This window comes from Micromonospora sp. NPDC048063, from assembly GCF_043202855.1.
Lineage (GTDB): Bacteria > Actinomycetota > Actinomycetes > Mycobacteriales > Micromonosporaceae > Micromonospora.
Genome location: NZ_JBIDBG010000010.1, coordinates 68778 through 83610, shown reverse-complemented (window position 1 = coordinate 83610; position 14833 = coordinate 68778). Strand labels below are relative to the sequence as shown.

Genomic DNA, 14833 nt, shown 5'->3' with positions numbered 1-14833 from the left:
ACGCCGGCGCGCGATGGTGATGGGTGCGTTGGTTGTCGGGGGTCTGCTGATCGTGGGCGTGTTGGCGCGGCCTGCGGACACAGCGCAGCGGACGGGGAACGCCCAACCCTCCCCCGCACAGGCTGTAGCCATGCGTCTCGACAAGCCCGAGAAGCTCCTGAGTGGCTGGCCGGAGTCGAAGAACCGAAAGTGGCGGAATGCGGCGCAGCAGAGCGTGGGCGCCTTGAAGACGCTCCTTGACGGCGATGCCACCAGCGCGGTCGCAACTGCTTACACCACTGCGGATGACAAGTACACGGTTGTTGTCAGCGGAGTGTCCGGCAAGGTGCCAGACCCGACTGCGGCACTCGACCGCATCTTCGCGACACTGCCAAGGTTGTCCGAGGTCGAACCCACGCGACCCGGCCCGATGGGCGGTGAAGCGCGCTGCGGCAAGGGAGAGGATCAGGGCGTCTGGGTCGACACCTGCGCCTGGGCGGACGACCACAGCATCGGCATGGTGGCCTTTATCGGCTTTCCGCAGACAGGCGATCCGGACGACATGTTCGTGCGGGCACGATCCCAGATCGAGCACCCGGTCGCCTGAAGTCACGGGACGGGGCGGACAGCCGCATCGGGCAACGCCCACGGCGGGGCGGGTGACCGACGCGGCCACCCGCCCATCGTGCTCGTCGCGAGCATCGGCGTTACCCGGCGAGCATCTCGGCCGGGGCGACCGCAGCGGACGCGGCATGGCCGCTGGCAGCGTGGCGTGCCCGAACCAGAGCCCAGATCCGAGTCATCATGACGCTCACATTGGTGATCGCAGCGACCGCCGTCCAGACGACCAGCGGCAGCGTGTAGTACGCCAACTGCACGAAGGTGACGTCCCGTCCGCCGCCCACAACCTGACCGAGCAGGTCGGGCAGCATCACCAGCAACGCCACCGGCACCAGCCGCGGCACCAGCCGCAAGACCGGCTGCCAGAGCGGCCTGACGGCGAACCGGCGTGCCCACTCGCCGCTGTGGCGAAGGTTGCGCACGCCCAACGCCAAGCTGACCAACGTGAAGCCGGCCAGCACAAGGTCGATGATCAGCCGCAGGGCCGCAGGCGCCTGCGGGCTGTCGCCGCTCACCAGCTCCGCGATGGCGTCCGCCAGCTGATCGGTGCCCTCGTTGCCCAGGCCGATACCGCTGTTGCCCAGCACCGCGATGCCGTGGCCAGACGGCAGGAGCAGCTGGCTGGCGGTGAAGGTGAACCACACGCCGTTGTGGCGGACCCAGCCGTTGTCGTCACGATCCCAGCCCAGGCTGTAGGTCGAGCCCGAGCCGGACGACGTGTGCATGGCGGTGATGCTCGATGCGGAAACCACGCGCGCACCGCTGGCCGCGACACCGCCGCTGTTCTGCATGATCAGCCACTGAGCCATGTCCGCCGCGGTGGCGATCACCCCGTCAGAGCCCGCCACGAACCGCTTCGGCTCGGCCGCCGGGACCGTCGCCCCGTACGCATACACGTAACCCTCACGCACCTGCTCCGGCAGATCGCCCGGGGTCTGATCGATGCTGACGGTGGACCGCATACCCACCGGCTCGAACACCCGATCACGCAGGTAGTCCGCGAACGGCTCCCCGGAGACCACCTCGACCAGCCGCGCCGCGAGGTGATAGTTCGTGTTCGTGTACGCGTACCTGGTGCCGGGATCGGCCGCCAGGGTGGCCGCGCGCGCCCGCTGCTGCGCGGCCGCAAGCGAGTCCGGCTGCCGCAGGCTCTTCTCCCGCAGCGTGCGGTCGGTGATTCCGGAGGTCTGATTCAGCAACTCCCGCACCGTGACTCGCGCCCCGCGGGCGTCGTCGATCTGGAAGTCCGGTAGATAACGGCGAACCGGCGCGTCCAGCTCCACCTTCCCCGCCTCCACGAGCTGCATTACCGCCAGGGCCGTGAACGACTTGCTGACGGACGCGACCGGCATCGGCGTCGCCGCGGTCACCGCCGCGCCGGACGCGTCGTGACCATGACCGCCGACATGCAGCACCCGATCTCCCCTGGTGATCGCCACGGCGATCCCCGGATACCCGGCCCTGCTCGCGAAGTCCTCCACGACCCGCTCCACCGCTCCGGCATCCACGGCGTCGTCGCCCGCATCAGCGGCCAGTGCGGGGCCGGAGCCCACAGAAACTGCCAAGCCCGTGGCCGCCGCCAGAACGATCCCCCGCCACCAGCAGAAACTATCCGCCCTCACGGCGTGCTCCGATCATCTCGATTGACGCCGGCCACGCTACGAATCCGCGCCCTGCCGTCACAGGGTCCGATCGACAGCAACCACCCCTGACTTTCGTCAGGGACTGGGCCCGCGCCGGACGGCAACCAGGCCGCCGGCACGGCGCTCTCACCGCCCTCATTCGTTGTGCGACAGACCGCGCGATCGCGAGGACCGGGTCAGGGAATCCGAACAGCATCAGCGAGGGAAGCGGTCTGAGACGACCGTCGGAACACGAGACAGCGCACAGTGGACGATGCGGCGCCGGGGGTCGGTCGGGGATGAGGTGTGGTGGCCGGCTTCGGCCGCCGGGAGGCGGTCACGGTCGTGGCCTCTTCGAAAATGGCTGGCATGATCACAGGAAGGCGGGCAGGCTCGTGCCCGTGACGAGCAGCGACCTGTGGGACGAGGACACCGCGGAGCGGTACGACGACAGCTCGGCCGAGATGTTCGCCCCCGAGGTGCTCGACCCCGCTGTGGACTTCCTCGCCCGGTTGGCGGGTTCCGGCCCCGCGCTCGAGTTCGCGATCGGCACGGGTCGGGTGGCGATCCCGCTCGCCGCCCGAGGCCTCTCGGTGGCCGGGATCGAGCTGTCGCAGCCGATGGCCGACCAGCTGCGGCGCAAGGTGCCCGCGGAGGAGTTGCCGGTCGTCGTCGGTGACATGGCCACGACGACCGTCCCCGGCCGGTTCTCGCTCGTGTACGTGGTGTGGAACAGCATCGGCAACCTGCGTACCCAGGACGAGCAGGTGCAGTGCTTCCGCAACGCTGCCCGGCACCTGTCGCCGGGTGGTCGCTTCGTCGTCGAGCTGTGGGTGCCGGGCATCCGGCGGTTCCCGCCAGGGCAGGCGGCGGTGCCGTTCGAGGTGACCGACCGGCATGTCGGCATCGACACCTACGACATGGTCACGCAGCAGGGGACCTCGCACCACTACTGGCGGCTGGACGACGGGAGCACGCGCTACGGCTGCAGCAACTTCCGCTACATCTGGCCTGCCGAGTGCGACCTCATGGCGCGGCTGGCCGGCTTGACGCTGGAGCAGCGGGTGGCGGACTGGAACCGGGCTCCCTTCACGTCCGACAGCGAGAGCCACGTGTCGGTCTGGCGCAAGCCACTCGACGCCCTTGATGAGGGCTAGTCGAGCCCATCGGCGACTTCCGCGAGGCGGGAGCGTATCGAATCCAGTGGCCCAGGCGCGGGCGCCGGAGCCAGGTCGCGGCGGCACGTGCGCCGGTAGTTCTCAGTCGGCGGCGATCTGGCGGCCGGAGTGGATCGCCAGGCCGATCGTCGCGGGGGTTGCCGGTGTGGCCGTGCGTGTCGATGGCCGTGTCGGCGAACTTGATCGCGTGGGCGTCGCCGGTACCGGCGGCCAGGGACATCAGCTCGGCAGCCTGCGTCGCCGGCGTCGCCTCCGGAGGGCGTGCCGCGGCGGGGGAGTACGCGGCGGTGACGGCGGCTGCCGCCGCCCACGCAGCTGCCAGGCTCGGCCTCCACAGCGCCGGTGGCAGGGCGGGCAGGGACCGCAGGACCGCGTGGGGAGCGGTCGCCGCGTGTACGAGCATGACGGGGTTGGCGTAGCCGTGGTGCGGTCTGTGCGCCGAGTAGGGCATGGACGGCATGGCCGACCCGGATCACGCCGTGGGTGGCGCCGGCGGCGATGCCGGGAAGCAGGCGGGGCCACCAGCGGGCCAGCAAGCCCGCCGCTCGCTTCGGAGGCCGGAGGTAGGCGGAAGCGGGTCAGCGGTAAGCCGCACCGGTCCACGAGTCGTCGGACGGGCGAGGCTGCGGGACGCGGGCGGGGATCACGGTGAGGGAACGGGGGAGGTCGGCGGTCGCCCGTCCGGTGCCGTCGACGGCGACGGTGACCGCGTGGTTGGCGAGGCGGAGACCGGTGACCGACAGCGCGCCGAGTTCGGGCCCGGCCAGCGGGGCTAGTCGGACCGTGCCGGCCGGGACGTCCGGATAGAGGCCCAGGGCCGCCTGGAGCAGCAGCACCGCGCTCGCCGCCGACCATGCCTGCGGGTGGCAGGCGGCGGGGTAGGGGACCGGGCGGCCGAGCACCGACCGGTCGTCCCCGCCGTACAGCTCCGGTAGCCGGTAGTCGAACGCCTCGGCGGCCCCGAGCAGCCCTTCGGCGAGGCCGCGCGCGGCTTCCGCGAAGCCGGCCCGGGCCAGCCCCGCGAGCACGATCGCCGTGTCGTGGGACCAGACGGACCCGCAGTGGTACGACAGCGGGCTGAACCCGGCGTCGTCGGTGGACATGGTGCGCAGCCCGAACCCGCCGGCCATCGCGTTGCCGGTGAGCAGGCGGGCGACCTGCGCCTCCTCGGCGGCGTCGAGCAGGCCGGTGCCGAGCAGGTGGCCGATGTTGCTGGTCAGTGAGTCGACGGGGCGCTTGTCCCGGTCCAGCGCCAGCGCCGGTCGGGGGCCCTGCGGGCCGCCGTCGACCCAGAAGGCGGCGCGGAAGCGTTCGGCCAGCCGTTGCGCGTGGCCCCGCCAGCGGTCCGCCCCCGGGCGGCCGAAGGCATCCAGCAGGGCCGCCCCGTTGACCGCCGCCTCGTGCGCGTACCCCTGCACCTCGGCCAGCACGATGGGTGCCGTCGCCAGCCGGCCGTCACGGAACCTGACCGCGTCGCCGGAGTCCTTCCAGCCCTGGTTGGACAGCCCGTGACCGGTGCTGTCCACGTATTCGACCAGGCCGTCGCCGTCGGCGTCGGCGTGCTCGCCGAGCCAGCCCAGGGCGGCCTCCAGGTGCGGCAGCAGCGGCTCGATCTGGTCGTCTGCCAGGCCCCAGCGCCAGGCGTCGTGCAGCAGGTTGACCCACAGCAGGGTGGCGTCGACGGTGCCGTAGTACGCCGGCGGCAGCCGCAGCCGGTGGTCGGGCAGGGCGAACTCGTGCCGGCGCAGCTCGTGCAGGATCTTGCCGGGGGCCTCGCCGGTGTCCGGGTCGACCCGGGTGCCCTGCCGACGGGCGAGCACCCGCAGCGTGCCGGCGGCCAGGTCGGTGCCGAGCGGCAGCATCATCCGGGCGGCCCAGAGGCTGTCCCGCCCGAAGAGGGTGAGGAACCAGGGCACCCCGGCGCCGAGGAAGACGTCCTGTGGCGCGCCCGGGTCGGCGAGCCGCAGCCCGCGCAGATCGTCCAGGCTGCGGCGCAGGAGCCGGGTCAGTCGGCGGTCGTCGGCGTGGACGTCGGGCTCGGACCAGTTGGGTTTGCCGGGCGGGCAGACCACCACCGCGCGCGGGTCCTCGACGGTCAGTCGCCAGCGCAGCGTGACGGTGTCGCCGGGAGCCAGTTCGACCGGCCAGGACAGCCGTGGCGCGGTGGCCCGGTCGGCGACGACGTCGGCGCCCTCGCCGACGACCGTCACCACGATGCCGTCCGCCGCCCACGTCAGCTCGCCGGGCCGCCCGGTCCGGGCTGCCAGCGGCTGCGTCGTCTCGCCGGACTTGACCAGCTCGATCGGGGCGAGGTCGCAGCCGAGGTCGATGCTGACGACGGCCTTGACCGCGATCGTGGCGGTCGAGACGACGCGCACCTCCTCGACGAGCCCGCGCGGGTCGAGCCGCCGTGTCCGGTCGAGCCGGACGGTCGGGTCGGGGGTGGGGTCGCCGAGCCAGCGGGCCAGGCCGACGAAGCGGACGCCGTGCGGCTCGACCGCGCCGCGGGCCACTGCCTCCGGCTCGCGGTCGTCGACCCGCAGCTCGGCCCGGGAGAGCACCCGGGCGTCGGCGTGGAAGACACCCTGGACGCCGGCCGGGCGGATCTGCCCGGCCGCGTCCCCCAGCGCGCTGGTGGGAGCGAGGACCACCCCTACCAGATCATGCAGCAGGGGTTGCAGGTGGCGTTCGATCACGACTCGACTCCAGATCCTTCTCGGACGGACCGATGTCTTGACAGGCGGTCCTCGGGCGGTGCAAAGTGCGAAACATTCCTGGAACTTGAACGATCCAATTCTGCCGTACGGGGCTTGGATCGTTCAAGACGGCGAGAGGCATGAAATGGCCGAAAAAGTGACCATCGCGACCGTGGCCCGGCGCGCCCGGGTCAGCCGGCAGACCGTGTCCAACGTGCTCAACGCCCCGCACATCGTGCGCGAGGAAACCCGCCTGCGCGTGCAGGAGGCGATCGCCGCCCTGGGCTACCGGGCCAACCAGGCCGCCCGGCAGATGCGCACCGGCCGGTCCCGGCTGATCGCGGTCCGCATCGAACCCACCCGGGACGGGATCAACGGCTCCGTGCTCGACCGGTTCCTGCACGGCCTCACCGAGACCGCCGAGACCGCTGGCTACCGGATCATGCTCTACACCGCCACCGACGTCGACCGCGAGATCGTCGCCTACGACGACCTGCTCGGCGCGTACGACCTCGACGCCTTCGTGCTGACCGGCACCGACCACGGCGACCCGCGGACGGCCTGGCTCGCCCGACGTGGCGTGCCCTTCGTGACCTTCGGCCGGCCCTGGGACGCTCCCGACGCGCACCCCTGGGTCGACGTCGACGGCGCCGCCGGCACCGCACAGGCCACCGCCTACCTGCTGGCGGCCGGTCACCGGCGGATCGCCTTCGTCGGCTGGCCGACCGGTTCCGGCGTGGGCGACGACCGCCGCGCCGGTTGGCACGCGACCCTGGCCGCCGCGGGGGTCGACCCGAGCGGGCTGGACCGGGAGACCGTGGACGGCATCGCCGAGGGCGGGCAGGTCGCCCGGGAGCTGCTCGGCGGCGCCGCGCCCCCGACCGCCCTGGTCTGTGCCAGCGACTCCCTCGCCCTGGGTGCCCTTCAGGCAGTCCGGGCCGCCGATCCGGCCGTGCCGGTGATCGGCTTCGACGACACCCCGGTCGCCGCCGCGATCGGGCTGAGCAGCGTCAGCCAACCCCTCGGCGAGGCCGCGGCCCGCTGCGTGGACCTGCTCACCGCCGTCCTCGACGGGCCCCACCGGGCCCCCGACCACGTGTTGCTCCAGCCCTCACTGGTCCTGCGACACACCGCCTGACCCCCGTCCCCCACCAGGAGAACCAGATGGCACCTCGATCCCTCACCCGGACGGCTGTGGCCGGCATCGCCGCCGTCACCCTGCTCGCCTCCGCCGCCTGTGGCAGCGGCTTCGACGACTCCTCCGGCGACACCCCACAGTCCAGCGGCCCGGCCAACCTGCAGATCCTGATCGGGTCCTCGGGCGATGCCGAGACCAAGGCCGTCCAGGAGGCCGCGGCGAAGTGGGCGTCGTCGTCGGGCAACCAGGCCACGGTCACCCCGGCCCAGGACCTCACCCAGCAACTCGGCCAGGCCCTCGCCGGCGGCACCCCGCCGGACGTCTTCTACGTCGACGCGGCCCGGTTCGCCGACTACGCCAGCGTCGGGGCGCTGGAGCCGTACGGCGACAAGATCAGCAACCCGGACGACTTCCACGAAAGCCTGCGCACCACCTTCACCTACGACGGCAAGCTCTACTGCGCGCCGAAGGACTTCTCCACCCTCGCCCTCCAGATCAACACCGACCTGTGGGCCAGGGCCGGCCTCACCGACGCGGACGTGCCCACCACCTGGGACCAGCTCACCGCCACCGCCCAGAAGATCAAGGCCAAGGGCCTCATCCCGCTCGCCCTCGGCGACACGCGGGACCGCATCGGCGCGTTCATGGTGCAGAGCGGCGGCTGGCTGATGAGCAAGGACGGCAAGCAGGCCACCGCCGACACCCCGGAGAACGTGGCCGCCCTCCAGAACGTCAAGAAGATGCTCACCGACGGCCTCGCCCGCTACCCGAAGCAGCTCGACGCCGGCTGGTCAGGCGAGGCGTTCGGCAAGGGCAAGGCCGTCATGACCATCGAGGGCAACTGGATCAAGGGCGCCCTGCAGAACGACTTCCCGAACGTGAAGTACAAGGTCGTCGAGCTGCCGGCCGGCCCGAAGGGCAAGGGAACGCTCTCCTTCACCCAGTGCTGGGGCGTCGCCGCCAAGAGCAAGCACAAGGAGCAGGCGATCAGGTTCGTCGAGGCGATGACCTCCGGCGAGCAGCAGATGTCCTTCGCCAAGGCGTTCGGCGTCATGCCGTCCCGCCAGTCCGTGCGCGACCAGTACACCAGCACCTTCCCGGCGGACAAGCCCTTCATCGACGGCGCCGCGTACGCCCAGGGCCCGGTGAACGCCCCCAAGATGGACAGCGTCCTCAGCGACCTCGAGGCCGGCCTCCAGGGCCTGGCCGCCGGGGACCCGAAGGCCGTGCTGGCCAACTTCGACAAGAACGCCAAGGCGGCGCTCGGCGGCAACTGAGGTGCACCGCGGGAGCGCCGCCGGTCGGCGGCGCCCCCGCGGTCACCCACGAGTCGAAGGAGGGGAGATGGCAACCGAAGCACTGGCGGCGCCCGCCGCTGCGACCGCGGGCCCGCCCCGTCGTCCGGGCCGCGGCGTCCGGAGCGGGGAGAATCTCGCCGGCTGGCTCTTCGTGGCGCCGGTCATCGTCATCCTCGGGCTGTTCATGCTGCTGCCGATCCTGATGGCGTTCTGGGTGAGCCTGACCGACTGGAACGGCCAGGGCAGCCCGTTCACCGCCGACGTCCCGTTCGTCGGCACGGAGAACTACACCCGGCTGTTCGCCGAGGACGGGCTCGCCCGCCGGGACCTGATGACCAGCATGCGGAACAACATCTACTACGTGGCGATCGTCGTGCCGGCGCAGACGCTGCTCGCCCTCGGGCTCGCGCTCGTGGTCAACAACCGGATGCTGAAGGGGAAGGCGTTCTTCCGGACCGCGTTCTACTTCCCGTCGGTGACCAGTTCGGTCGCGATCAGCGTGGTCTTCCTGTTCCTGTTCGCCAACTCCGGCGCGGTCAACAACCTGCTGGGCGTCTTCGGCGTCAACGGGCCGCAGTGGTTCGCCGACTCGCGCGGGGTGCTGCACCTGCTCCTCGGCGCGGTCGGCGTGGACGCCGCGCCCGCCGCCCTGACCGGCGGCGGCCCCCTCGGGTTGAGCTGGTGGGAGTGGCTCTCCGGGCCGAGCGTCGCGATGATGTCGATCATCGCGCTGGTGGTCTGGACGACCTCCGGGACCTTCATGCTGATGTTCCTCGCCGCGCTGCAGGGCGTCCCGGTGGCGCTCGACGAGGCGAGCACCCTCGACGGCGCGACCCGCTGGCAGCGGTTCCGGCACGTCACCCTGCCGCTGATCAAGCCCACCACGTTCCTGGTGCTCACCCTCGGCCTGATCGGCTCCTGGCAGGTCTTCGACCAGGTGTACGTGATGAGCCAGGGCGAGCCGGCGAAGACCACGCTCACCCCGGCCTACCTGTCGTACCGGACCGCGTTCCGGGACTTCGAATACGGCTCCGGTGCCGCGATCTCGTTCGTACTGTTCCTGATCATCATCGTGCTCACCCTGGTCCAGCGCCGGGTGATGGCCGACCGGGACGTCGAGGGCCGTCGGCGCGGCTGGCGGCGTCGCCGCGTACCGGAAGGGGGCGGCAGATGACCGCGCTGACCGACCGGCCGCCGGTCGCGGCGGCGCCCGCCCGCCGCGGCGGCCCCGCCGCCCGCACCCTGGCCACCCGCTTCCTGGGGTACGCCGTTCTGGTCTTCTTCGGACTGGTCTTCCTCTACCCGTTCGTGATCCAGATCGGCAACTCGCTCAAGACCGAGCCCGACGCGGCGGCCAACCCGCTCTCGCCGATCCCGGACCCGCTGACGCTGGCCGGCTTCGAGCGGATCTTCGCCGGCACCAACTTTCCGCTCTGGCTCGGCAACTCGCTGCTCGTCACCGTGCTGGTCACCCTCGGCCGGGTCTTCTTCGCCTCGCTCGCCGGCTACGCGCTGGCCCGGCTGCGCTTCCGCGGCCGTCGCGGCCTCTTCGTCGCGATCATCGCCGTGATGGCGGTGCCCCCCGTCGTCCTGCTGATCCCGAAGTTCCTGGTGCTCAACCAACTGGGCATGTACAACAGCTACGCCGGGCTGATCGTGCCGTTGCTCGCCGACGCGGCCGGCGTGTTCATCATGAAGCAGTTCTTCGAGTCCGTCCCCGTCAGCGTGGAGGAGGCGGCCCGCATCGACGGCGCGAGCATCTTCCGGACCTTCTGGTCCGTGGTGCTGCCGATGGCGAAGCCGGCACTGATCACGGTGACGATCCTGTCCTTCCAGGGCTCCTGGAACGAGTTCCCGCACAGCCTGGTCGCGGTGCAGGATCCCGGCCTGTTCACCCTGCCGCGAGGCCTGGCCGACCTGGTCAGCGGCTCGCTCGGCAAGGGCACCCAGTACCCGCTCAAGCTGGGCGCGGCGCTGCTGGCCACCATCCCGGTGGCGATCATCTTCGTCGTCTTCCAGCGCTACTTCGTGCGCGACGCCAACGAGGGGGCCGACAAGGTCTGACGCGGGCGTGGCCACGCGCGTCCGTGGGCGAGGTCGGCGCAGGCGACCTCGCCCACGGACCGACGGCCCGCCCCCTGGGCGCCCCGCCGGTCCACCGACACGGGTCGGCGGACCGACGGGTCGCCGCGACCTGCCTCAGGCGCGGGTGATGCGGACCGCGTCGGCGACGACGTAGCCCGTGCCGCTGGTCCACCGGCTCACGCCGACCTTGTCGCCGTCGCCGGCGGCCAGCGTGAACACGCCGAGCGACACCCACCGGCCGCCGTTGAGGCGCTGGTTGACCCGCACCGACTGGTTGCCGCCGGTGGTGGCCACGATGTACGGGGTCGAGTCGTTGTAGCCGGAGGAGGCGGGGTACCAGACCGAGACCTCGTACGCGCCGGTCTCGGGCAGGTTCGCCTTGTACCAGGCCACGTCGCTGGCGGAGAGCGGGTCGGCGAACCGGTAGTCGGGACCCATCCGCTGGCTGGAGTAGGTCGAGGTCCCCCAGTTCGCGCTCGCCGTGAACCGACCCGCGGTGGCGTTGTCGACCGTGACACTGAACTCCTGCGGCGGCGTGGTCCCGGCCGAGACGTCGAGGTAGTCGCGGTCGATGTAGATCCGCACCCCGCCCCAGGTCTCGTAGCTGTCTCCGGTGTACTGGTGGATCCGCTGACGGTTGGCGTAGTGCCCGTCCGGGCAGTAGCTGCCCGCGTCGGTGTCCGCCACGCCGTTCCACCAGCCGAAGAAGAGGTGGTCGACGCGGGTGTACCGGGGGTCGTCGTAGGCGGCGCAGAGGTCTCGGACACCGGAGGAGCCGCTGGAGTACATGCCCGAGAGGTAGCCGAGCGCGTGGAGCCGTTCGGTCCAGCCGGACAGGTACGAGAGCACCGCCGCCTTGCACGACTCGCTCGTCGGGTAGTGCTCGATGTCGTTGTAGATCACGCTTCCGGCGGGGATGCCCAGCGCGCCGGCCGCGTTCACCGCGCTGGCCGCCCGGGTGGCGCCCTGCGACCGGGCGGTGGCCGGGTCGTACGACATCTTCGGCGTGCGGGTGCCGCACGGGGCCTGGTAGTCCAGCTCGATGGGGATCAGGTGCCAGCCCTTGTTGGTCTGGTTGGTCACCCAGGTCGCCGTCAGGTTGGCCTGGGTGCAGGACCGGCTGGCGCCGCTGATGTAGATGCCGACCGCACGGTACGGCGAGCTGTTGCGCCACGCGTCCATGGTCGACTGGGCCGGGGCGGTGCACGTGTCGAAGCCCTTGCCGGTGTAGGTGCCCGGCTGCGGACCGGCCGCCGCCAGGGGTGCCACCGGGGTCGGCCCGGCGGCCGTGCGCGCGGGGTCCAGGGGCGCCGGCGTGGCGCCCCGACCGAGGCTGGCGGAGGCCAGGATGCGGCGGACCGTCGCCTCGGTGTCCGGCGTGTGGGCGGCCGTGACGAGGACGCCGGCGTCGCGTACCGCGACCTGGATGGTGCCGTCGCGCGACGGTGGGGCGTCCACGGTCGCCCGGCCGCTCGTCGTGACGGCGGTGTCCGCCGTGAGGCGGTCGGCGGTGACGGCGTCGATCGGTTCGATGACGAGTCCCGCCGTGCGCCCGACCAGGCCGGAGGGGCACCAGGGCTCGTCGCCGGGGTGGCCCAGGTAGACGGTGGGCCGGTCGAACCGGACGCAGGCGTGGGGGTCCTCGGCCAGGTCGACGACCTGCCAGCCGGCGGGCACCGCCACCTGGTAGCCGCGGTAGCTGACGGTCCGGTCCTCGGTGGGGGCCGCCCAGGTCGGGGTCACCGCCCCCACCGAACCGACGATGGCGACCGTGAGGCTCGCCATGATCCTTCTTATCGTCATCGAAGCCTCACTGTGGGGGAAGAATTTTGCCGGCAGGTGAACGGCCTTGCAAAATTTCTACCAGTCGCGGGCGGGTATAGCCAGAGACCTGTCTCGATGCTCGACCGTCATCGTAGCGGGGAGAGGACCCGCCACAGCGCCAGCGTCGCCGCGAGCGACGCGCCACCGGCCAGCGCCATCACCGCGCCCGGAAGGAGGACGTCGCTCAGGGCGCCGCCGGCCGCGGCGGCCAGGCCCTGGGCCGCCATCAGGCCGGCGCCGAGCAGCCCGAAGGCCTGACCGCGACGGGCCTCCGGAACGGCGTCGAGGAACCGCTGGGCCAGACCGAGCTGGTAGGCGAAGCCCGCGGTGGCCACCGCGAAGAGGGCCGCCGCCGGCCACAGGCCCGGCCGGGCCGCGAAGACCAGCATGGGTACGCCGAGCAGCAGCGCGAGCCAGGGTGTCCACGCCTCCCGGCGGGCGGGGGCGACGAACCGCCCGACCAGCAGGTTCCCGACGAGCATCCCGGACGCGGCGGCCATCAACAGCACGCCCGCGCTGGCGTCCGGCCCGAGACCGGCGGCGTACGGCACGGCGACGCCCTCCGCCCCGACCAGCAGCGAGCCGGGCAGCCACTGGGCCAGCAGCAGCCCGCGGATCCGCCGGTCGGCGAGCAGCGCCCGGTTGACCCGCCAGGTCTCCCGGACCGCCCCGGAACCGTCCCGCCCCGCCCGGGGCGGTCGCGCCGCGAGCCCGGCGCGGACGAGCAGGGCCGAGACGGCACACGTCGCGGCGGCCACCCACAACGCGCCGTACGGGCCGATCCAGCCGAGCAGGAGCCCGCCGAGGGCGAACCCGGCCACCTGGGTGCCGCCCGCCGCGACGGTGAGCAGGGACCGCCCGAGCACGTACGTGTCGCCCGGCAGCACCTCCGGCAGCAGCGCCGAGCGCGCGGCGCTGCCGACCGGGGCCAGCAGGCCGACGGCCGCGGCCAGGACCAGCATGCCTGCCGGGGAGAGCGCGCCGAGGGCGAGGACCACCACCAGGGCGAGCCGGAGCAGGTCGTACCCGACGATCACCGCGCGCGGAGGCCACCGGTCGGCGAGCGCGAGCATGAACAGCCCACCCAGCGCGTGGGGCAGGAACCCGGTCACGTACGCCAGGGCGGCGAGCAGCCCCGAGCCGGTGCGCTCGTAGACGAGCACGGACAGGGCGAGCATCTTCACCGTCTCGCCGATCATGAACACGCCGAAGCTGCCGAGGAGCGCCCGGAACTCGGCGACGGCGAAGGCGTCCCGGTAGGCGGCGGGTCGCCCGGCGCCGGCTCTGGTGGAGGTGGTGGTCACCCGGGCATCGTGCGGGCCGTTCCGGTGGCCGGCCTATCCTTTCGCTGTAGGACGAAAGGTGCGGTGTGCGGATCGAGGTGACCCCGGCCGACGTGGCGGCGAGCCGCTACGCCATCTCCCCGCTGGGCGAGGCGGTGGCCGCGCTGCGGCTCTGCGCCGGACAGAACCCCGCCTCCGTGCTGGCGCCGTGGGTGGCCCGGGCGCGACCGGGGTACCAGCGGCTGCGGCGGGAGTTGCCGGCGGTGGGCGCGCTGCTGGCGTTGCTGCGCCGCGGCGGCTACAACGCGGACTTCATCCAGCCACCACCGGACGGCACCGGGCGGGACTTCGCCGACGAACTGGCCGTGGTACGGGCGACCCCGCTCGCGCAGGCCCGCGACGAACTGGCCCGCAACCTCGCCGGTCCACGCGGCACCCCACCGGCGTACGCGCGCCGGATCTACGACTCGCCCCACGTGGTGGACCTGCTCGCGGACGCGATCGAGGCCGCCTGGGCGACCCTGGTCGAGCCGGACTGGCCCCGCCTTCGCGCGGTCCTCGAACGGGACCTGCTGCACCGGGCCGGCCGGCTCCTCGCGTACGGCTGGGGGGCCGCCGTCGCCGACCTGGACCCCCGGTTGCGGTGGGCGCACGGCGGGGCCGTCGGGGCGATCGAGGTCGCCGACGGCGACCCGGGCGTCCGCCGACTCGACGGCCGGGGCCTGCTCTTCGTCCCCACGGTCTTCGGCACCATGATCACCTACGTCGACCCGCCGTGGCCGTTCGCCGTCGTCTACCGAGCCTCGGGGGTGGCGGAACTGCTGGGGCCGCCCGACCCGGCCCGGCCGGAGGACGCGCTGGACCGGCTGGTCGGACAGGGGCGGGCGGCGGTGCTGCGGGCGTTGGCCGCGCCCGCCACCACCAGCCAGCTCGCCGCCCAGCTCGGGGCCAGCCTGGGCGGGGTGGGCGGCCATCTGGCGGTGCTGCGCGACGCCGGGCTGGTCGCCCGTGCCCGCACCGGCCGCACGGTGCTCTACCGGCGCACCCCGCTGGGTGAGGCGCTCGCCGGGCGGGGGTGAACAGGGTTCGGCGCACCCCCCGTTGACGCG

At 72.5% G+C, this 14833-nt stretch carries 11 protein-coding genes and 1 pseudogene; 7 read left to right on the top strand and 5 right to left on the bottom strand.

Features of this window, described 5'->3' with window-relative positions; genetic code table 11:
- Positions 1–130: 130 nt before the first annotated feature.
- Positions 131–586 (top strand): hypothetical protein, encoded by a 456-nt coding sequence (locus tag ACGFZ2_RS23250; protein ID WP_393456738.1) that lies wholly within the window; start codon positions 131–133, stop codon positions 584–586.
- 100 nt (positions 587–686) lie between these two features.
- On the opposite strand, the gene ACGFZ2_RS23245 is transcribed toward ACGFZ2_RS23250, so the two are convergent.
- On the bottom strand, positions 687–2081 hold the full coding sequence (locus ACGFZ2_RS23245) for a serine hydrolase domain-containing protein (RefSeq protein ID WP_393456735.1): 1395 nt from the start codon (positions 2079–2081) through the stop codon (positions 687–689).
- Between the two features lie 542 nt (positions 2082–2623).
- Between ACGFZ2_RS23245 and ACGFZ2_RS23240 the strand changes: the two genes are divergently transcribed.
- The gene (locus tag ACGFZ2_RS23240; protein ID WP_393263388.1) at positions 2624–3379 is read left to right on the top strand and encodes a class I SAM-dependent DNA methyltransferase; all 756 of its coding nucleotides are present in this window, start codon (positions 2624–2626) and stop codon (positions 3377–3379) included.
- A 157-nt stretch (positions 3380–3536) separates the two neighbouring features.
- On the opposite strand, the pseudogene ACGFZ2_RS23235 reads toward ACGFZ2_RS23240, so the two are convergent.
- Together ACGFZ2_RS23235 and ACGFZ2_RS23230 are read right to left on the bottom strand one after the other, a co-directional pair.
- Positions 3537–3936, bottom strand: a pseudogene (locus tag ACGFZ2_RS23235) (hypothetical protein); the annotation flags it as partial.
- Positions 3937–3978: 42 nt separating this feature from the next.
- On the bottom strand, positions 3979–6096 hold the full coding sequence (locus ACGFZ2_RS23230) for a glycogen debranching N-terminal domain-containing protein (protein WP_393263387.1): 2118 nt from the start codon (positions 6094–6096) through the stop codon (positions 3979–3981).
- Between the two features lie 157 nt (positions 6097–6253).
- On the opposite strand from ACGFZ2_RS23230, the gene ACGFZ2_RS23225 reads away from it, so the two are divergent.
- From ACGFZ2_RS23225 to ACGFZ2_RS23210, 4 genes are all read left to right on the top strand, one after another.
- Positions 6254–7234: a LacI family DNA-binding transcriptional regulator gene (locus ACGFZ2_RS23225; protein WP_393263385.1), complete on the top strand. Its 981-nt coding sequence runs from the start codon at positions 6254–6256 to the stop codon at positions 7232–7234.
- A 26-nt stretch (positions 7235–7260) separates the two neighbouring features.
- Positions 7261–8511 carry an extracellular solute-binding protein gene (locus tag ACGFZ2_RS23220; protein ID WP_393456732.1) on the top strand — a complete coding sequence of 417 codons (1251 nt, stop codon included), beginning with the start codon at positions 7261–7263 and terminating at the stop codon, positions 8509–8511.
- A gap of 67 nt (positions 8512–8578) precedes the next feature.
- Positions 8579–9706 (top strand): carbohydrate ABC transporter permease, encoded by a 1128-nt coding sequence (locus ACGFZ2_RS23215; RefSeq protein WP_393456729.1) that lies wholly within the window; start codon positions 8579–8581, stop codon positions 9704–9706.
- Positions 9703–10596 carry a carbohydrate ABC transporter permease gene (locus tag ACGFZ2_RS23210; RefSeq protein WP_393263380.1) on the top strand — a complete coding sequence of 298 codons (894 nt, stop codon included), beginning with the start codon at positions 9703–9705 and terminating at the stop codon, positions 10594–10596. Before ACGFZ2_RS23215 ends, ACGFZ2_RS23210 begins: the two co-directional genes overlap by 4 nt.
- Before the next feature lie 135 nt (positions 10597–10731).
- Here ACGFZ2_RS23210 and ACGFZ2_RS23205 read toward each other — a convergent pair whose 3' ends face one another.
- Positions 10732–12402, bottom strand: a complete 1671-nt coding sequence (locus ACGFZ2_RS23205) for a glycoside hydrolase domain-containing protein (protein ID WP_393263378.1) — start codon at positions 12400–12402, stop codon at positions 10732–10734.
- 125 nt (positions 12403–12527) lie between these two features.
- Positions 12528–13745, bottom strand: a complete 1218-nt coding sequence (locus tag ACGFZ2_RS23200; RefSeq protein WP_393456727.1) for an MFS transporter — start codon at positions 13743–13745, stop codon at positions 12528–12530.
- 65 nt (positions 13746–13810) lie between these two features.
- On the opposite strand from ACGFZ2_RS23200, the gene ACGFZ2_RS23195 reads away from it, so the two are divergent.
- Entirely contained in the window at positions 13811–14803 is a 993-nt protein-coding gene (locus ACGFZ2_RS23195; RefSeq protein ID WP_393456725.1) for a winged helix-turn-helix domain-containing protein, read from the top strand.
- Positions 14804–14833 lie beyond the last annotated feature (30 nt).

Coding starts and splice junctions, on each gene's coding strand:
- ACGFZ2_RS23250 (WP_393456738.1), top strand. CDS start 131: ATGCGTCTCGACAAGCCCGAGAAGCTCCTGAGTGGCTGGCCGGAGTCG.
- ACGFZ2_RS23220 (WP_393456732.1), top strand. CDS start 7,261: ATGGCACCTCGATCCCTCACCCGGACGGCTGTGGCCGGCATCGCCGCC.
- ACGFZ2_RS23215 (WP_393456729.1), top strand. CDS start 8,579: ATGGCAACCGAAGCACTGGCGGCGCCCGCCGCTGCGACCGCGGGCCCG.
- ACGFZ2_RS23210 (WP_393263380.1), top strand. CDS start 9,703: ATGACCGCGCTGACCGACCGGCCGCCGGTCGCGGCGGCGCCCGCCCGC.
- ACGFZ2_RS23205 (WP_393263378.1), bottom strand. CDS start 12,402: ATGGCGAGCCTCACGGTCGCCATCGTCGGTTCGGTGGGGGCGGTGACC.